The 17,084-nt window shown below is 66.8% G+C and carries 17 protein-coding genes; 8 read left to right on the top strand and 9 right to left on the bottom strand.

Features of this window, described 5'->3' with window-relative positions; translation table 11 throughout:
* Window positions 1–18: 18 nt before the first annotated feature.
* The 5 genes from QTH97_RS27650 to QTH97_RS27670 all read left to right on the top strand — a co-directional run bounded on the left by QTH97_RS27650 (window position 19) and on the right by QTH97_RS27670 (window position 4,941).
* On the top strand, window positions 19–1,422 hold the full coding sequence (locus tag QTH97_RS27650; RefSeq protein WP_286571727.1) for an aspartate aminotransferase family protein: 1,404 nt from the start codon (window positions 19–21) through the stop codon (window positions 1,420–1,422).
* Window positions 1,423–1,491: 69 nt separating this feature from the next.
* Window positions 1,492–1,986 (top strand): Lrp/AsnC family transcriptional regulator, encoded by a 495-nt coding sequence (locus QTH97_RS27655; RefSeq protein WP_286571728.1) that lies wholly within the window; start codon window positions 1,492–1,494, stop codon window positions 1,984–1,986.
* A 20-nt stretch (window positions 1,987–2,006) separates the two neighbouring features.
* Window positions 2,007–2,387: a (2Fe-2S)-binding protein gene (locus QTH97_RS27660; RefSeq protein WP_286571729.1), complete on the top strand. Its 381-nt coding sequence runs from the start codon at window positions 2,007–2,009 to the stop codon at window positions 2,385–2,387.
* Window positions 2,384–3,787, top strand: a complete 1,404-nt coding sequence (locus QTH97_RS27665; RefSeq protein WP_286571730.1) for an FAD/NAD(P)-dependent oxidoreductase — start codon at window positions 2,384–2,386, stop codon at window positions 3,785–3,787. The genes QTH97_RS27660 and QTH97_RS27665 overlap by 4 nt, the downstream gene beginning before the upstream one ends.
* On the top strand, window positions 3,784–4,941 hold the full coding sequence (locus QTH97_RS27670; RefSeq protein ID WP_286571731.1) for an NAD(P)/FAD-dependent oxidoreductase: 1,158 nt from the start codon (window positions 3,784–3,786) through the stop codon (window positions 4,939–4,941). The genes QTH97_RS27665 and QTH97_RS27670 overlap by 4 nt, the downstream gene beginning before the upstream one ends.
* A gap of 61 nt (window positions 4,942–5,002) precedes the next feature.
* On the opposite strand, the gene QTH97_RS27675 is transcribed toward QTH97_RS27670, so the two are convergent.
* The 4 genes from QTH97_RS27675 to QTH97_RS27690 all read right to left on the bottom strand — a co-directional run bounded on the left by QTH97_RS27675 (window position 5,003) and on the right by QTH97_RS27690 (window position 8,016).
* Window positions 5,003–5,356 carry a cupin domain-containing protein gene (locus QTH97_RS27675; RefSeq protein ID WP_286571732.1) on the bottom strand — a complete coding sequence of 118 codons (354 nt, stop codon included), beginning with the start codon at window positions 5,354–5,356 and terminating at the stop codon, window positions 5,003–5,005.
* A gap of 30 nt (window positions 5,357–5,386) precedes the next feature.
* On the bottom strand, window positions 5,387–6,589 hold the full coding sequence (locus tag QTH97_RS27680; RefSeq protein ID WP_286571733.1) for an amidohydrolase: 1,203 nt from the start codon (window positions 6,587–6,589) through the stop codon (window positions 5,387–5,389).
* Complete coding sequence (locus QTH97_RS27685) at window positions 6,586–7,284, bottom strand: HAD-IA family hydrolase (RefSeq protein ID WP_286571734.1); 699 nt, start codon at window positions 7,282–7,284, stop codon at window positions 6,586–6,588. Before QTH97_RS27685 ends, QTH97_RS27680 begins: the two co-directional genes overlap by 4 nt.
* Before the next feature lie 147 nt (window positions 7,285–7,431).
* Window positions 7,432–8,016 (bottom strand): hypothetical protein, encoded by a 585-nt coding sequence (locus QTH97_RS27690; RefSeq protein ID WP_286571735.1) that lies wholly within the window; start codon window positions 8,014–8,016, stop codon window positions 7,432–7,434.
* Window positions 8,017–8,650: 634 nt separating this feature from the next.
* Between QTH97_RS27690 and QTH97_RS27695 the strand changes: the two genes are divergently transcribed.
* The 3 genes from QTH97_RS27695 to QTH97_RS27705 all read left to right on the top strand — a co-directional run bounded on the left by QTH97_RS27695 (window position 8,651) and on the right by QTH97_RS27705 (window position 10,154).
* Window positions 8,651–8,818, top strand: coding sequence for a hypothetical protein (locus QTH97_RS27695; RefSeq protein WP_286571736.1), 168 nt, complete (start codon window positions 8,651–8,653; stop codon window positions 8,816–8,818).
* A 95-nt stretch (window positions 8,819–8,913) separates the two neighbouring features.
* Window positions 8,914–9,273 (top strand): hypothetical protein, encoded by a 360-nt coding sequence (locus QTH97_RS27700; RefSeq protein ID WP_286571737.1) that lies wholly within the window; start codon window positions 8,914–8,916, stop codon window positions 9,271–9,273.
* Between the two features lie 20 nt (window positions 9,274–9,293).
* On the top strand, window positions 9,294–10,154 hold the full coding sequence (locus tag QTH97_RS27705) for a hypothetical protein (protein ID WP_286571738.1): 861 nt from the start codon (window positions 9,294–9,296) through the stop codon (window positions 10,152–10,154).
* 304 nt (window positions 10,155–10,458) lie between these two features.
* Here QTH97_RS27705 and QTH97_RS27710 read toward each other — a convergent pair whose 3' ends face one another.
* The 5 genes from QTH97_RS27710 to QTH97_RS27730 form a co-directional block, all read right to left on the bottom strand.
* Window positions 10,459–10,839, bottom strand: coding sequence for a RidA family protein (locus QTH97_RS27710; RefSeq protein WP_286571739.1), 381 nt, complete (start codon window positions 10,837–10,839; stop codon window positions 10,459–10,461).
* A gap of 379 nt (window positions 10,840–11,218) precedes the next feature.
* A complete protein-coding gene (locus QTH97_RS27715; RefSeq protein ID WP_286571740.1) occupies window positions 11,219–12,202 on the bottom strand; it encodes an ABC transporter substrate-binding protein in 984 nt (327 codons plus the stop codon).
* 56 nt (window positions 12,203–12,258) lie between these two features.
* Window positions 12,259–12,849 carry a GNAT family N-acetyltransferase gene (locus tag QTH97_RS27720; RefSeq protein ID WP_286571741.1) on the bottom strand — a complete coding sequence of 197 codons (591 nt, stop codon included), beginning with the start codon at window positions 12,847–12,849 and terminating at the stop codon, window positions 12,259–12,261.
* Between the two features lie 23 nt (window positions 12,850–12,872).
* The gene (locus QTH97_RS27725) at window positions 12,873–13,790 is read right to left on the bottom strand and encodes an alpha/beta fold hydrolase (protein WP_286571742.1); all 918 of its coding nucleotides are present in this window, start codon (window positions 13,788–13,790) and stop codon (window positions 12,873–12,875) included.
* Between the two features lie 98 nt (window positions 13,791–13,888).
* Window positions 13,889–17,074 carry a bifunctional cytochrome P450/NADPH--P450 reductase gene (locus tag QTH97_RS27730; RefSeq protein ID WP_286571743.1) on the bottom strand — a complete coding sequence of 1,062 codons (3,186 nt, stop codon included), beginning with the start codon at window positions 17,072–17,074 and terminating at the stop codon, window positions 13,889–13,891.
* Window positions 17,075–17,084: the final 10 nt, after the last annotated feature.

Below are 17,084 nucleotides of genomic sequence, written 5' to 3' on the forward strand. Positions count from 1 at the left end.
GCTCTATCCAACACCGCCATGACGCACCCCACCGCATTGCCCAACCAGGCCGCGCTCGACGCGATCGACCGCGCTCACTTGATCCATCCCGTCTCGCCCTGGCGCGTGCACGAGCAGCGCGGTCCCACCGTACTCGCCTCGGGCCGCGGCGTGTGGCTCACCGACAATAACGGCCAGGAACTGCTCGACGCCTTTGCGGGCCTGTGGTGCGTGAATGTCGGCTACGGGCAGGAGAGCGTGGTGCAGGCCGCGGCCGAGCAGATGCGGCGCTTGCCGTATGCGACCGGGTACTTCCACTTCAGCAGCGAGCCGGCCATTCGCCTGGCGGAGAAGCTGGTGCAGCTCACGCCGCCATCGCTGACCCGCGTGTACCTCACGCTCGGCGGTTCCGAGGCGGTCGATGCCGCCGTGCGGTTCATCGTGCAGTACTACAACGCGATCGGCAAACCCTCGAAGAAGCAGTTCATCGCGCTCGAGCGCGGCTACCATGGTTCATCGTCCACGGGCGCGGGGCTGACCGCGTTGCCGGCCTTCCATCGCGGCTTCGACCTGCCGCTGCCCACGCAGCACTACATCCCATCGCCCAACGCCTATCGCCATCCGGCAGGCGCCGATCCGCAGGCACTGATCGCCGCATCGGTCGCGGCCTTGCGCGCCAAGGTCGCCGAGCTGGGTGCGGACCATGTGGCCGCTTTCTTTTGCGAGCCGATCCAGGGCTCGGGCGGCGTCATCGTTCCGCCGAAGGGCTGGTTGAAGGCCATGCGCGAGGCCGCGCGCGAACTCGACATCCTCTTCGTCGTGGACGAGGTCATCACCGGCTTCGGCCGCACCGGCCCCATGTTCGCGTGCGAGGCCGAGGGCGTGGAGCCTGACCTGATGACCATGGCCAAGGGCCTGACCGCCGGCTACGTGCCGATGGGCGCGACCATGATGTCGGAAAAGGTCTACGCCGGGATCGCCGACGGCGCGTCGGCGGGCGCATCGATCGGACACGGCGCCACTTATTCGGCACACCCGGTCAGCGCGGCGGTGGCGCTCGAGGTGCTGCGCCTCTATGAGGAAGGCGGCGTGCTCGCCAACGGTCAGCGCGGCGCGGCGCACTTCGCGGCAGGGCTGGATGCCCTGCGCGCGCATCCGCTGGTGGGCGACGCGCGTCACCGCGGCCTGCTGGGCGCGCTCGAGCTCGTGAGCGACAAGACAAGCAAACGCGGTTTCGATGCGGCGCTCGGGCTGTCCGACCGCATCTTCGCCGCGGGCTACCGCAACGGCCTGGTGTTCCGTTCGTTCGCCGATCACATCCTCGGCTTCGCACCGGCACTGACCTATACCGAAGATGAGTTCGCGCAACTGTTCGCGCGGCTGAAGAGGACGCTGGACGAAGTCCTCGAGGCGCCGGACGTTCGCACGGCGCTGGCTGCCTGAGACCCACCTGCCGCGCACACAGGCCCGGACCGACGCAGAATCGGACTCTCCTCGACTTCCGGCACCGCCATGACAGAAGCATTCAAGATCGATCGACTCGACCTGCGCATCTTGGCCCAATTGCAGAAGAACGGGCGCATGACCAATGTGGACCTCGCGGACGCGGTCGGCCTCTCGCCCAGCCCCTGCCTGATCCGCGTGAAGCGGCTGGAGCAGGCCGGCTACATCGCCGGCTACGGCGCGCACCTGCGGCTCGAGAAGCTCGGCGACACGCTGACAGTGTTCACCGAGGTCACGCTGTCGGACCATCACCGCGAGGACTTCGTGCGCTTCGAGGCCGCCATCCGCGAGGTCGACGAGGTGCTCGAGTGCCACCTGGTCAGCGGCGGCTACGACTATCTGCTTCGCTTCCTGACGCGCGGCGTCAACCACTACCAGGAAGTGATCGAGGAACTGCTCGAACGCAACATCGGCATTGCAAAGTACTTCAGCTACATCGTCATCAAGTCGCCGTTCATCAAGACGCACTGTCCGATCGAACGGCTGTTCCCCCACCAGCGCTGAACGGCGTTCTTGATCTGTCCATGCCCGAATCATCCCCTCGCTCCCAGCCGCCCGCCCGCTTCGTGCGGCTGGCGGAAATCGACAGACCTTCGCTTACGCTGCGGATCGACGGGCAGACGGCCACCGCGCTGGCGGGTGACACGCTGCTGGTGGCGCTGCTCAGCCATGGCCGACGCGTGCGCGACAGTGAGTTCGGGGACGGCACACGCGCCGGCTTCTGCCTGATGGGCGCCTGCCAGGACTGCTGGGTGTGGACGCCGGCCGGCGAGCGCCTGCGCGCATGCTCGACGGCGGTCGTTGCGGGCATGTCGGTGCTCACGCGCCCGCCCGCCGAGCACTGGCCGGCCACGCCCGATCTGCGGCAGTCTCTGGCGCGCCACGCGCTGGGAGCCGAGTCATGAGCGGGACACCGCGATCGGTGCCGCGCATCGTCGTGGTCGGAGCGGGTCCCGCCGGCGTGCGCGCGGCGCAGGCCCTGGTGCAGGCCGGCTTGCGGCCCATCGTGATCGACGAGGGCCGATGCGATGGCGGGCAGATCTATCGCCGCCAGCCCGAAGGCTTCAAGCGACCCTACGCCAAGCTCTACGGCACAGAAGCCGCGAAGGCACAGGCGCTGCACAGCGAATTTGATGCGCTGCGCGATCACATCGACTATCGCAGCGACACATTGGCCTGGAACCTGAGCGAGGGTGCGCTGCACGTCGTGCGCGACGGCGAACCGCAGACACTGCCTTTCGATGCGCTTCTGGTGTGCTCCGGCGCCACCGACCGCCTGATGCCCGTGCCCGGCTGGCATCGCGCCGGCTGCTACAGCTTGGGCGCCTCGCAGATCGCGTTGAAGGCACAGGCGTGCGCGATTGGCTCACGTGTTGTCTTCCTCGGCAGCGGTCCGTTGCTGTACCTGGTGGCGTCGCAGTACGTGCAGGCTGGCGCGCAGGTCGCGGCGGTGCTCGACACCGCGCCGGCCACCAAGCCCTGGGGCGCCGTGACCGGGCTGCTCGCGCGCCCGCGGCTGGCGCTGCGCGGCCTGGCCCTGATCCGCGGGCTGCGCGGTGCTGGCGTGACCTTGCTGCAGGGGGTGACGCCGCTGCGCATCGATGGCGAAGTCGCCATCGGCGTGCAGGCTGTCGCAGTGCGTGACGCGCAGGGCCGCGAGCACCGTTTCGAATGCGATGCGGTCGGCCTCGGCTGGCATCTGCGCGCCGAGACGCAACTGGCGGACCTCGCGCGCTGCGAGTTCGACTTCGACAGGGTGAGCCGGCAGTGGCTGCCGCGCATCGATGCCGATGGACGCAGCAGCACGCGCGGCGTCTATCTCGCGGGAGACGGCGCCCGAATCCTCGGTGCCGATGGCGCCGAAGCGGCCGGCCGGCTGGCCGCGCTGGCGGCGCTCGTCGACCTGGGCCATACACCGGGTCGCGCGCTGTACGACGCCGAGTCCACCGCGCTGCGGCGCACGCTGGCGCGGATGGACCGTTTCCGTGAAGGCCTGGCGCGCGCCTTTCCGTGGCCGCATGCGCAGGCCGCGGCGCTGCCCGACGATACGGTGGTGTGCCGCTGCGAAGCCGTGACAGTGGGCGAACTGCGGCGCTGCGTCGACGAGATGGACAGCCGCGAAGTCAATCGCGCCAAGGCTTTCAGCCGCGTCGGCATGGGGCGCTGCCAGGGCCGCTTCTGCGGCCATGCATCGGCCGAGATCGTCGCACAGGCCTGTGGCGTGCCCGTGGAGTTCGTCGGCCGTCTGCGCTCGCAGGCACCCGTCAAGCCGCTGATGATGAACACGAGGGAAGCAAGCGCATGAACCGGACAACGCACGACACCGATGTGCTGGTGCTGGGCGGAGGCCTGATGGGTACCACCGCGGCCTTCTTCCTGCGCCACCACCATGGCCTCACGGTCACTTTGCTTGAGCGCGAGCTGGTCGGCCGTCAGGCCAGCGGCACCAACTTCGGCAATGTGCGCCGGCAGGGCCGTGCGCTGGCCCAGATGCCACTGGCGAACCGCGCACGCGCCGTCTGGGGGCAAGTGAAGACGCTGCTGGGCGAGGACCTGGAATTCGTGCCCTACGGCCACCTGCGCGTGTGCTACACGGAGAAGCAGGCCGCGGTGCTGGAACAGCACGTGCGGGACGTGAAGCCGCTGGGCCTGGACCTTGAACTGTTCAGCGCCGAGCAGTTGCGCCGGCGCTGGGGCATCTTTGCTCCCGAGGTCGTGAGCGGCTCGCTCTCGCCGAACGACGGACATGCCAATCCGCGCCTGGCCGGTCCGGCCTTTGCACGGGCGGCGCGGCGTGCGGGCGCGAACATCGTCGAGCACGCCGAAGTCATGCACGTCGAGCACGATGGTGCGGGCTTCGTCGCGCACACCGCGGACGGTCGGCGCTTCCGCGCGCCGCAGCTGCTCGTCGCCTGCGGCGCCTGGTCGAACCGCATGGCCGAGCAGTTCGGCGAAGCCGTGCCGATGGACGCGCGCGGACCGCAGATGGGCGTGACCGAACCGCTGCCCTATGCCCTTGGCCCGTCGATCGGTGTGTCCTCGCCGGTCGAGCACGAGGGCCTGTACTTCCGGCAGATCGCGCGCGGCAACATCGTCTTCGGCGGTGGACTCAAGGGACCGGCCCACACCGACTCGGTCCGCGCCTACGTGAAGCCCGACAACGTGCTGCGCCAGCTGCGCGAGCTGCGCCGCTTCGTGCCGGCCTTCGAGCACGTTCAACTCATCCGCGTGTGGAGCGGCATCGAGGGCTACACCGGCGACTGGCAGCCGGTCATCGGGCCCAGCGCCCGCGTGGCCGGCCTGCACTACGCCTTCGGCTTCAATGGCGAAGGTTTCGCGATCAGCCCCGGCGTGGGCGAGACGATGGCCGAGCTGATCGCCACGGGACGCACGTCGACGCCGATCGAGTGCTTCTCGATCGGCCGCTTTGCTTCCGAGCTGACCAGGCAGGCGGCCTGAAGGGGCCGCCTCCTGCCGCTTCACGCGTGGCGCCGGCTGATCTGGGCTGGCTTCCTGACTGCTACAGGGCCATCACGACGAAGACCTTGCGCAGCGTCTCGTGTACATGCCATTCGCCGGTGGTGTGCGCCGGGAAGAACAGTGTGTCGCCCGCGCGGATCTCGAGCGCCGCGGCACCGCTCGGCGTGAAAGTGCACGCGCCAGTGAGGATGTGCATGACTTCGGCGTTGGCCAGCTGACGCTCGAAGCGGCCGGGTTCGCATTCCCAGATGCCGCTGTTGTTGCCGCCGGCGCCGACAAGTTCAACGTCGATGCCGCGCAGCCGGCAAGGCGGCTGGCTCAGCGGACGTGCGGGCGTGCCCTGGTCTTGCAGGCCGCCGATGATGGCCGATTGGTGCAGAACGGTGATGCTCATGGGGATTGAAGAGTGCAATGGTTGAAGGGGTCAGGGGGATGCGCGGACGGGATTCGCCGCCAGAGCGCGTTCGGCCACCTCGCAGAACCAGCGCACGCCCAGCGGGAGCGCATCGTCATTGAAGTCGTAGCACGGATGGTGCAGCGCGCGTTCGCCGTCGGGCCCCGGATCGGCCCGGCCCTGGCCGAGCCACAGGTAGGCGCCTGGCCGGTGTTTGAGCATGAAGGCGAAGTCCTCCGACGTGAAGGCCGCGCGGGGCGCCATGCCGGCCTGCAGGCCGACGGCCGTTGCCGCGGCAAGCGCGAGCGCGGCCTCGGCCGCGGTGCTGACGGTCGCCGGGTAGTAGCGCACGTAGCGCACCTCCGCCTGCGTCCCGCTCGCCAGCGCCACACCGTCGACGGTGGCGCGCAGCGCGGCCTCGATACGGTCTTGCGAGGCGGGGTCGAAGCTGCGCACGGTGCCGGTGACCGAAACCTCCGCCGGCAGGACGTTGTGGCTGTGGCCGCCCTCGATGCGCGTGACCGACAGCACCGCCGATTCGGCGGGGTCGATGCGGCGCGAGACGATGGTGTGCAGCTGCACGACGAGATGGCTCGCGGCGAGGATGGCGTCGGGCGTGTGATGCGGCTGCGCGGCGTGGCCGCCGCGGCCGCGCAGCACGATGTCGAAGCGGTCGGCCGCGGCCATGATCGGGCCGGCCCGCGTCTGCGCCTGTCCGAGCGGCAGGTCGGGCCAATTGTGCAGCGCATACACGGTGTCGCATGGGAAGCGCTCGAACAAGCCGTCCTCGATCATCGCGCGCGCACCGCCCCTGCCTTCTTCGGCCGGCTGGAAGATGAAATGCACCGTGCCGTCGAAGCGCCGCGTGCGCGCCAGCTGGCGCGCGGCGCCGACCAGCATGCTGGTGTGGCCGTCGTGGCCGCAGCCATGGTGCACGCCCGGCGTGCGGCTGGTGTGTGCGGCGCGCCCCAGCTCGGCCATCGGCAGTGCGTCCATGTCGGCGCGCAGACCGACGCTGCGGGTGCCGCTGCCGCAGCGCAGCGTACCGACTACGCCGGTGCCGCCCAGGCCTTCATGAACCTCGAGGCCGAGGAGCCGCAGCGCATTCGCCACCACGCCGGCCGTACGCCGCTCCTCGAAAGCGAGCTCGGGATATGCGTGCAGATCGCGGCGCAGCGCGATCAGCTCGGGCAGCAGGTCCTCGACCGGCGCAGCGATGGCCTGGAGCGTCAACGGCCGGCCTCGACGGCATCGGCCAGCTCGGCCAACGTGTGGAAGTGGTAGTCGGGCTGCGTGTGCGTGGATTCGATCGTGCCGCCGGAACCCTTCTGCGCATGGCGCCGCTCGATCCAGCAGGTCGTGATGCCCAGTTGCTTCGAGATGCCGATGTCGTGGTATTGACTCTGCGCCACGTGCAGGTTGTCCGCTTGCTTGTAGCCCCAGGCGCCTTCGAAGCGGCCACGCGCATAGGCGAAGTAGCGCGCGTCGGGCTTCTCGCAAAGCGCGTCGTCGCAGCTCAGCAGCATGTCGAAGGGGGAGCCCAGCGTCCGGTCGAAATGGGCCAGAGCCCAGTGCTGCGCATTGGTCATCGTCACCAGCTTGAACCGCTTGCCAAGTCGCTTCAGTGCTTCTACCGAATCCGGGAACGCCGGCCAGTTCGCCACCGAATCGCGCAGGCCGCGCGCCATCGCATCGGTGTCGGGCAGGGCCAGTTCCGGTGCGATCGCATGCCAGCAGCGCTCCAGGTCGTCGGGATACCACCCGGCCTTGCCGTCGGCGCGCGCGCGGCGGTAGGCGGCCAGGAAGTCGTCATCGGTCACGCGAGATTCGGGCGCCGAGGCGCGCAGGTAGGCGAGCATGCCACCCTCGAAATCGATCAACGTGCCGACGACATCGAACGTGAGAACCTTGAAATCTTGCAGCGACATGGGAAAGCTCCAGTGATGACGGGCATTGCGGACGAGCAACGTAGTGACTGAAGAGCATAGGTGTCCCTCCCCGCACGTTGGCACCGAACTGGGTCCGTGGCGCGGCACAGAGTTTCGTAGTCGCCGCCGCGTCGGCATCTTCTTTCATCACTCCGGCTGGCTGGCTCGGGGCCTCTTGAGCGGTCTCCTGTGTCCCTTGCCGAAGCGCGGATCGATAGGCGGCGGAGCGACCTTTTCGTTGGCCTTGTCAGCCGATCGCTTTGATGCGACCGCGAGCTCGCGCGCATATTGCGGTGCCGCCATGCTGGTGCCCACCAGCCGCGCCACCGTGCCCGTTCGCACCCCCGAAGCCCGCACGCCTTTCACGGCGAGCGAGTGGTCCGTCATGAACGCATAGTCCGGGCCGACCTTCGTGCCATCGCGCGACGGTCCCGAGGAGGAGTAGCTCGAGGGCCGACGGTCCTGGGTCGAGTCTGTCCAATCGCCCACGTAGCCCGCGGCCACGCGGCTGGCGGCGCCGGTGGCAACGCCGTTGAGGGTTCCTGCGCGACGGACCACCGATCGCGGTGCTTCCTCATCGCGCAGTGCAGGCTGGCGAAAGCGCGCGTCGTCCGAAGCCTTGTCGCGCAGGTAGCTCGCCCGGGCACGGCGGCGCGCGCCCATGTCATGGTCGGCGCGCGCAATGTAGAGGTGCGCTTCGCCGGTGCATCCCTCGATCCGGTCGACCGACACTTTCCAGATGCCGTGTGGGCCGGCGGCTGCCGCGATTGGCAGCCCTGGCCTCCGGCGGTCGGAGAGACCGCGACGAGCGCCATGGCGCCGTTCTTGCGCGCGCGAGTCAGCGTGATCAACCAGCGTGCCGCGGGCGCCTCCACGAATCCGGGTGTTGCGGAAAGAACCGTTCCATCGGGCGCTTCCACGGTCAGTCGGGCCTGCGCCGGTTCCACCTCGACGGGCTACCAGACCTCGAGAAAGGCGGGCATCCCTCCATCGGGCGGCACGACCCACTGCACTGCGCCGCCGGTTGACCTTGTCGGCATTGCATCCCCTGTCTCGAAGGTTTCGGCGATTTCACCGAGCGGGCAAGGCTGGTACGCACCCTGAGGCCCGCAGGGACTATCGTGAACTAGTGCACGGAGCACTTCGCTCAACTATTGCCGTATACGACCTAAAGGGTCGGTAAAATCCGAGACGTGGTGCAGCGATAGCGCAGCGCCCTCAACCCTTCAAGGACGTACACCGATGAATCAATCAGCACCAGCATCTCGGCCCAAGTGACGGCCTCCAGCGACGACCAGGCGACCCTCCCGATGCGGATCACGCCCCCGTTAGCGACTACCAGGCGCCAACGCCGCAGGATCTCCACGTGCTCAAGGAGCATTTCGGTCTGACGGCCTTTGAAATGGCGCGCCTCTTCGAAGTGCAGTCCGAGCAGTGGCGAAAGCACACCGGTGGTCAGTCGCCACGCGAGATCAGCGTCACTCGAGCATTCTTCATGGCGGCTTTCCAGGTGCTCAGCGACGAGGCCTCTTGAGGCGCACCCCGGCAGGGGCACCACGACAGACACCGACGCATGCACCACAGCTGAGTGCATGCGTGGGCGATGTTGCCCGTCTTCGAGATCAAATCATGAAATCCGCCAGTCTTGCCGCGATTGCGGCGGCCTGCCTCTCCCTCTTCGCTTCCGCAGCCCACGCCGGGTGTTTCGGCTCGGACGCGTTCAAGACGTGCACCGACGCCTCGGGCAACACGTACAACGTCCAACGCTTTGGAAACTCGACGAACGTTCAGGGCACCAGCGCCGACGGCCACAACTGGAGTCAGGCCAGCCACCGCGTCGGCAATTCGACGTTCACGAACGGGACGGCCGCCAACGGCAACACTTGGAACAGCACGGCCCAGCGTGTCGGCAACACCACGTTCATCAACGGCACCGACAGTCGAGGGAACGCATTCAGCCAGACCTGCGATCAGTTTGGCTGCCATTGACCGCCACTGTTGGAGAAGATATGTCGAACACTCGCGCGAGCTCGATGCATGGACCGGTCAACGAGCGCGGCGCCCATCTCGCGCTGGCCAGCGCGAAGCTTGGCCTCAAGAGCAAGGTCGCCCTCGTGACGGCAGTGGCCGTCGCAATGAGCGGTTGCAGCTCAATGGTCACGTATTCGGGCAAGGCCAATGGTCCGGTCCAGACCATCAAGTACACCCAGGGCGTGGGGAGCGTCATCGAGAAGGATGAGGTACAGGAAATATTCATGTACCCCACCTTCAAGATGCAGGGCCCGACGATGCCGACTTTCACGATCGGCTATGCGAACAACGGTGGAGCGCCTGTCAACTTCACGACTGACAACGTCAAAGCGTACTTTCGTGGCCAGCCGGTCCCCATCTACACTTACACGGAACGTATTGCCGAGATCAGGAGTGAAAAACAGAGTCAGCAGATCGCGCTGGCCATTGTTGGAGGCTTGGCCGCTGGCGCTGCTGCCTATGGGGCCTCGCACCGAACGTACAGCTCGAACTACAACGGCTACGTGGCAGGGCGGGGAGGGGTGACGACGTTCTCCGGTGCCAATACCGTTCGGGTCTATGACCCATTGGCAGGCATCGTCGCCGGCGCAGCGATTGGTGGCGCGACGGGGCTCGGGGTCCAGCAGCTCGAGTTCAACGCCCAGAATCAGGAGCAAGCAGCCAACTCAATCCTGCAGGCCAACACGGTGGATCCTCTGCACATGGTTTCGGGCGAACTGATCCTGAAGAGTTGCTGCGATCCGTATCCCCAGCCCGATGACACGATCAGGTTTGAGGTCACTGCGAACGGGAAGACCTCGGTGTTCGAATTCGAGCGCTCAAAGGTCGCATCTCGATAGCCCCGCGACTCTCTGAGCGCCCTTGCTCATCTGTCCTGGTCCTCAGCCAATCTTCGACGGACGGTTGACCAAGGCCCTCCCTGAGGGCCCGGATGATTTTCAACGGATCGCTGCGGCGGCTCATGCTCGCATCTCGTACCGGACCGAACGCTGATTTTGTACTTCGGCGCGACAGTTGCCGCACGACGGCCGCCGGTGGAGGGCAGGGTAGGGCCGGCCCATAGCGGACCTCGTGCTCTCTCCAAAAGCTGACCTTGACCAATGCGTCTGCGCAGCGTTCGCTTCCCGCGGCTGCCTAGCAGGGTTAAACCTCAGCAATCGCTGCAATGGACACTTTAAGTCCCGGAATACGAGCGGGCAGCTTTGCACCCTGGCGAGCAGGCGGGTCGGAGGGAAACCATCTCAGCCATTCCTCATTCATGCCAGCAAAATCATCTTCATCGGCGAGCACCACTGTCATGCTCGCCACCTTGTCCATCGAGCTGCCGGCTTCTTCGAGGATGGCACGTATGTTCGTCAGGCATTGGGCAGTCTGCTCCTGGATCGTGGTACCTCTGATTGCGCCGGTGGTGGCATCAATCGGTGCAGTTCCGGAGACGAACACCAGCCCGGCCGCCTTTACGGCTTGGCTGTAGAGCGCCGGCGGCTTGGCAGCCTTAGTGGTGAAGACAATTTGACGCGCCATCTCATACTCCTCTTGGAAGGCGAAAAGTTGCGGGAGGTTGACTCGTCGAACTCATTCGCGCAAGCCTACCTGTCGTCCAGCCTGAAGGGCGCCCAGGTGCCGGCCAACCTTTGCGGCCAGTAGCTCAACGAGCTCGGGCTGCATGAACTGGTAGCGATCAGGAATGTCCAAGCAGACAACCCGCTGGCCCTCAAGTGCTTGCCCGAACCTCTGCTTATTTCGGAGCTGCTGACCCTCGACGTGATCCCGCTGTTGGCCAAGGGCTGCTATCGGCGAGTTTGACGAACAGGTAGTCCCGGCCATCGCCGGCCATTCAATGTGGATCCCATAAAGCAGCCCCTCGACGCCGTTCTTGACCAGAAGCGTTCGCTCGCGCCCATCACTTGATCAGCCGGTCGGCACGCACCAGAACCGATTCCGGGATCGTGATGTCGAGCGCCTTGGCGGTTTTCATGTTGATCACCAGTTCGAACCGGATGGCCCGATCGATCGGCAGATCGCGGGGTTTTGCACCCTTGAGGATCCTGTCCACGAAGGTGGCGGCACGCCGGAACAAGTCGACACGGTCTGGGCCAAACGTCGCAAGCCCACCAGCGTCCGCGTATGCTGGAAATGGAAATATCGAAGGCAGACGATTCTTTGCCGCCAGATCCGCAATCCGCTTTAGATTCGATGTGAACACGGGGCCTGGCATGACGTCGATGGCATCAGCGCGCGAGCGGATCGCGCTTTCGACTGCCTGGTCGAGTTCATCGGAGCTTCTCACCTCCAGTGAATGAAGCTGGACTCCCAGCCGCCGTGCCGGAAGTTGAGTTTCTTTCCAAGCGAGTGTGGAGATTGGGGACTGTGGATCCCACAGCACCGCCACGCGAGAGAGCTTGGGAAGCAGATCCGTGAGCAGCTCCAGCCGTTTTCCGGCGGTCTCGACGCTCATTGTCGATAGCCCTGTGACGTTGCCGCCGGGGCGCGCCAGGCTTTCAACCAGGCCAAGAGCAACAGGGTCACCCACCGCCACAACGATTGGGATAGTCCTAGTAGCCTTATGGGCAGCAAGAGCATCGGCAGTCACGGAAGTCACGATGACGTCAACCTTGAGACGCACGAGATCCGCTGCAAGGTCGTCAAGGCGATTGCCGCTCCCCTCCGCATAGCGGTACTCGATGTTGACGTTTTTTCCTTCGACCCATCCGAGGTCGCTGAGACTTGATCGGAATGCCTGGTGCAAGGGCGCCGCAACAGAAGCAGAGAACGGCGAGAGCACTCCTATCTGGCGGACTTTTTCCGGCGCCCGCGCGCGTCCAGCGTCCGCCCACGCGAGCACGCCCATACCAAGCGCAAAAAGAAGTCGGCGGCGCTTGTTCATTTGCCTGTTCAATCTGCGCGACCATTATGCTGGCCGTTCGTGGCGGTGGGCCAAGGTCAGAACGCTTCGTTCATCCCATACGCCTGCATCTGCGCTTCGACCTGCGCCGCATGGTGGCTCAGCACCACGATGTCGTGCGCCACGCCCTGCCGGTCTTTCACGTGCTGCGTCAACAGGGCCTCGGGCCGGAACCCGAGCGCCTGGAACACCGCGATCGCACCGCGCTGGTCCACCGTCATTTGCGCGACCAGCTTCTCCAGCCCGTGCTCAAGTGCCAGCGCACACGCTTCCTGTGCCAGTTGCTGCCCGACGCCGCCACCGCGCAGCGCAGGCGACAAGAGCACCCGCACCTCGCCGATATGGACCGACCAGGAATGCGGATCGCGGATCACTCCGGCGCAGCCGAGCACCACTTCGCCGCGCACGGCCAGCACGCTCAGGATCGTGCCGCGCACGATGGCGCGCACCCAAGCGTCCATCACCTTGGGCTGCGTGATGTCACGCGGCAGGAACAGCAGGTCGTGCGCGGGCAGTGCCTGGGCGAAGGCCAGCACACCCGCGGCGTCGGCCTCGGTCATCAGGCGCAGCGTGATCTCGCCGTCGGTATGCGGCACTGCGCGCGGGTAGGAACGTTTCGGAGCATTCATGTCGAGCGCACTCCAAGCCAGAATCAACCGCCCTGATGCAGGGCCGCGTGCTCCACGATCGCCTCGATGATCTGCGACCACATCGAGATCGGCAACGCATGACCCATGCGCGGAATGCGCAGCAGTCGGGCACCTGGGATGGCACCCGCGACATCGATGCCGCATTCGACCGGCACCAGCGGATCGGCATCGCCGTGGACCACGAGGGTGGGCACCCGTACCCCGCGCAACGCGGGCTTGCGGTTGCCCGAAGCGAAGATGGCTGCCAGCTGACGCGCCACGCCGGCCGGATTCATGCCGCGCGCGAAGACGGCGCGGGCTCGCTCGGCGTCGCGCGCCTCGTCTTCCGGAAAGCCCGGGCCGCGCAGCACGTGCCAGACCCTGGCGTAGTGGGGCAGGTAGGCATCCAGCGTGCTGGGCGATGGCGTGAACAGCACGCCCATCGCTTCGGATGTGGGCGGTGGCAGGACGGGGTCGCCGGTGCTCGACATGATGCTCGTGAACGAGAGCATCCGCTGCGGATGATGCAGGGCCAGCTCCTGCCCGATGGCGCCGCCCATCGAGGCGCCGACGATGTGGGCGCGTGTGATCTTGAGCGCGTCGAGCAGTCCGGCCGTGTCGTTCGCCATGTCGCGCAGCGTGTAGGGCACCTTGATTGGCTTGCCCGCCAGGGCCAGCCCCATCAGCGCCATCACGTCTGGCACGCCCAGGTGCGCGAGGTGGCTGGAGCGGCCGATGTCGCGGTTGTCGAAACGGATCACGCGAAAGCCGCCGGCGTCCGCAAGGGCGGCGCAGAACGCGTCATCCCACGCGATCATCTGGGATGCGAGGCCCATGATCAGCAGCAATGGCGGGCCGTCGGGATCGCCGAAGCTGTCCCAGCACAGTTCGAGTCCGTTGGCGTGCACGAACTGCTCGGGGCGATCGGGGGCGAGGGTCACGAGTGGGTCTCCTTGTTCGGCGTCACGATACGCCAGCTCGAGGCGGCCGGGGGCGTATCGGACGCCCATCGGCTTGCGGGATTTCCCTTGGACGGCAATCAGGCGAAGACGTCGGACACATAGCGGCCCGTCTCGCGCTCAATCTTGTCGATCCACGCCTCGGCCTGCTCGGCCGTCGCCCCGACCGCTTCCTGGTAGATGCGCGTGAAGGTCTCGCGCACCGCGGGCGCCATGTGGCGACCGTCTCCGCAGACGTAGACATGCGCGCCCTTGCGAAACAAGTCGGCCAGGTCGGCACGGTCCTTCCAGACGCGATGCTGCACGAAAGTCACCTCGCCCTCGGGTGCCTTGTAGAACGCGGGACGAACGCTGACCACGCCGGCGGCTTCCCACGCGGCCAGCTCGTCGCGGTACAGGAAATCGACATCGGGATGGTCGCAGCCGAAGAACAGCAGCGACGGCCCGACGCTGCGCCCGTTCTGCGCCTGCACCGCGCGCTCCTGAAGAAAGCCGCGAAACGGTGCGAGTCCGGTACCTGCGCAGGCCATCACCATCGGCATCTCGGGCGAGGAGGGCGGATGGAAGTGGTCGTTCGACGAACGCACGGCGATCGCGACGCGCGTGCCTGGGGTGCAATTCGCCAGATGCGTCGACGCCATGCCTTGGTAGCGCCCCTGGCCCGACAGCGCCGGGGCATCGACGACGGCGACGGTGATCGTGCAGCGCTGCGCGTTCCACAGCGGAGATGACGAGATCGAATACTGGCGCGCCCGCACCGGCGGCAGCATCTCAAGAAAGGCGGCCAGGCCCAGCTCGCACGCGGCGTAACGCTCGAGCAGATCGAGCACGCTGACGCGCTTGCCGAGCACGTCGCGATGGTAGGCATCCTCCTCGGTCAGCGCGTTCAGCTCGGCCTTCTCGGGCGCGCAGCGCGTGGCCGCCGCCAGCGTTGCCACCTGGCCGCGCGTGGCCGGCTGACCGAGCTCGACATAGTGGAACAGCACTTCGCTCGCATTGACGGGGTAGTCCACCGGGAGCGAGGTCAGACTGCTCTCGGGCTTGCGGATCACGATCTGGCTGTCGGAGGCGAGATCGAAGCGCTTCAGCGCCCGCATCACGCTTCCGATCGGGTTGTGCGGCAGTACCGCCAGATAGTCCCCCGCGCGGTAGCTCATGCCCTCGGGCAACGCGATGTCGATGTGGCGCTTGGAGCGGCCGAGCGGCGATTCCATGTCGACCAGTTCGCGGTTCTCGATCACTTCGCCGTGCTGCAGGTCGCCCAGGCGCAGGATCGCCGTGCGGCCGGCCTTGATGTGCTCGACCTGCAACTGGGTGCCGGTCGGCGCGGCCTGCACCTCTTTGCCGAGCGCGCGCCCGAAGTCGGACCACAGCCCGCCATACCACTCGTCGAAGGCGCCGAAGAAGTCGCCTCCGGCGTCGGTCTCGCCCCGCGGCCTGATGCGCACGGCGCCGGCGGCCACGAGCGCCGCATCGAAGCGTTTGGGCACCGCCTGGTAGGTGCGTGCCCATTGGCGATTGCCGCAGCCGAACACCGCGTAGCGAACGCCGTTCAACGCCCCTGGCGCAAGCGTGTCGAGCCAGGCCGCGAACTGGCGCGCATTGTCCGGCGGCTGGCCTTCGTACGAGGCGGTGATGATCGCGACGGCGCCCTCGCTCGGCAGCCTGCCTACGTGGTCGTCGAGCGGCGCCACCTGGGGCGCATAGCCCTGCGACGGTGCATCGCTGGCGATGCGCTCCGCGAAGGCCTCGGCCGAGCCGGTGTTCGAGCCGAACAGCACCAGCAGTGGCGTGGCCTGCTCGCCGGCAGCGCGCGGAGCCGTCACTGCCTGCACCGGAGCAGCGGCGGTCTGCGGCACGACGGCGCTGCGCGGCTTGAACGACGCGCTGCCGCGGCGCTTGACGCGGATGCGGAAGCCGTGCGGCTTCAAGGTCAGCGTCTCGGCCACCGACAGCTGGTAGGAAGGGTCGTCTTCGATCAGGTCGAAGCGCTGCAGGATCATCGCGATCAGCAGCACCGCCTCCTGCATCGCGAACGGCCGGCCGATGCAAGCGCGCTGGCCGTTGCCGAAAGGCTTCCACGCATTCGGCGGCAACTGCTCCATCGCCTCGGGCGCGAAGCGCTCGGGACGGAAAGCTTCGACATCGTCGCCCCAGACCTTGGTGTCGCGGTGCAGCATCGGCGTCAGCACCATCAGGGTATCGCGCCGGCCGATCGCGTAACGGCCGCCGATCACCGTGTCTTCGCGCGCGCGCAACTGGATCGCCGGCGCGGTCGGCCAGATGCGCAGGCTCTCCATCAGCACCTGCTCGATGTAGCGCAGCCGCCCCATGTGCTCCAGCCGCGGCATTTCGTCGCCCAGTGCGGCATCGACCTCGGCGCGGGCCTTCAGCATCACCTGCGGGTTCTTGATCAGGAAGTAGGTCGCGAAAGACAGCATTCCGCTGGTCGTCTCGTGCCCGGCAATCAGAAAAGTGATCAGCTGGTAGCGGATGTTCTCGTCGGACAGGCCTTGGCCGGTGACTGGATCGCGCCCTTGGAGCATCAGCCCGAGCAGGTCCTTCTTCTGCGCTGCGTCGGGGTCGCGCTTGCGCTCGGCGATCAGCGCATCGGCCACCTCGCGCATCAGCGCAAGGTCGTCTTCGTAACCGCGGCGCGTGCGCAGCAGCAGCTTGCTGGCGAGATCCGGGCGCCGCGTGCGCGCGCCGGCCTCGGCCAACGCATCGACCATCGCGCCGATGAAAGGGTGCATCTCGCGCTGATAGAAACTGTTGAAGCGGTAGTCGAACGCGCACAGTGCGATCGTGTCGAGGGTCATGCGCGTCATGTCCTCGGTGACCTCGATCACGCTCTCGGAGCCGAAACGCTCCCAGCGCGTCAGCATCTGATCGGCGATGTCGAGCATGCGGTCGAACATGCCGCGAATGCCGATCGGACCGAATGCCGGCATCAGCAGACGATGCGCCGTGGCCCAGTTGGGCTCGTCAGTCTTGGCGGTGAACAGCCCGTCGCCGGCAAAGTCGCGGATGTTCTTCAGAGCACCGGCGACCCGCTTGTCGAAGCGCGCCTCGTCGCACAGCTCGTTCACCAGCTCCTGCGAGCTGACGATGATGATCGGGCTGCCGAAAACCTCGAGCTGGAAGATCGGGCCATGGGTGCGCGCCAGGCGCATGAAGCCCTGGATCGGCGCGTCACCGTCGATCGAGCGCAGGTTGCCGATGAAGGGGTCGCCCTTGGGCTGCGGGATCTGTGCGGTGCGAGGCATGTTGACTCCT

This window comes from Variovorax gracilis, from assembly GCF_030317115.1.
GTDB classification, from domain to species: domain Bacteria; phylum Pseudomonadota; class Gammaproteobacteria; order Burkholderiales; family Burkholderiaceae_C; genus Variovorax; species Variovorax gracilis.

Coding starts and splice junctions, on each gene's coding strand:
- QTH97_RS27705 (WP_286571738.1), top strand. CDS start 9,294: ATGTCGAACACTCGCGCGAGCTCGATGCATGGACCGGTCAACGAGCGC.
- QTH97_RS27675 (WP_286571732.1), bottom strand. CDS start 5,356: ATGAGCATCACCGTTCTGCACCAATCGGCCATCATCGGCGGCCTGCAA.
- QTH97_RS27650 (WP_286571727.1), top strand. CDS start 19: ATGACGCACCCCACCGCATTGCCCAACCAGGCCGCGCTCGACGCGATC.
- QTH97_RS27670 (WP_286571731.1), top strand. CDS start 3,784: ATGAACCGGACAACGCACGACACCGATGTGCTGGTGCTGGGCGGAGGC.
- QTH97_RS27715 (WP_286571740.1), bottom strand. CDS start 12,202: ATGAACAAGCGCCGCCGACTTCTTTTTGCGCTTGGTATGGGCGTGCTC.
- QTH97_RS27710 (WP_286571739.1), bottom strand. CDS start 10,839: ATGGCGCGTCAAATTGTCTTCACCACTAAGGCTGCCAAGCCGCCGGCG.
- QTH97_RS27685 (WP_286571734.1), bottom strand. CDS start 7,284: ATGTCGCTGCAAGATTTCAAGGTTCTCACGTTCGATGTCGTCGGCACG.
- QTH97_RS27665 (WP_286571730.1), top strand. CDS start 2,384: ATGAGCGGGACACCGCGATCGGTGCCGCGCATCGTCGTGGTCGGAGCG.
- QTH97_RS27655 (WP_286571728.1), top strand. CDS start 1,492: ATGACAGAAGCATTCAAGATCGATCGACTCGACCTGCGCATCTTGGCC.
- QTH97_RS27730 (WP_286571743.1), bottom strand. CDS start 17,074: ATGCCTCGCACCGCACAGATCCCGCAGCCCAAGGGCGACCCCTTCATC.
- QTH97_RS27660 (WP_286571729.1), top strand. CDS start 2,007: ATGCCCGAATCATCCCCTCGCTCCCAGCCGCCCGCCCGCTTCGTGCGG.
- QTH97_RS27720 (WP_286571741.1), bottom strand. CDS start 12,849: ATGAATGCTCCGAAACGTTCCTACCCGCGCGCAGTGCCGCATACCGAC.
- QTH97_RS27700 (WP_286571737.1), top strand. CDS start 8,914: ATGAAATCCGCCAGTCTTGCCGCGATTGCGGCGGCCTGCCTCTCCCTC.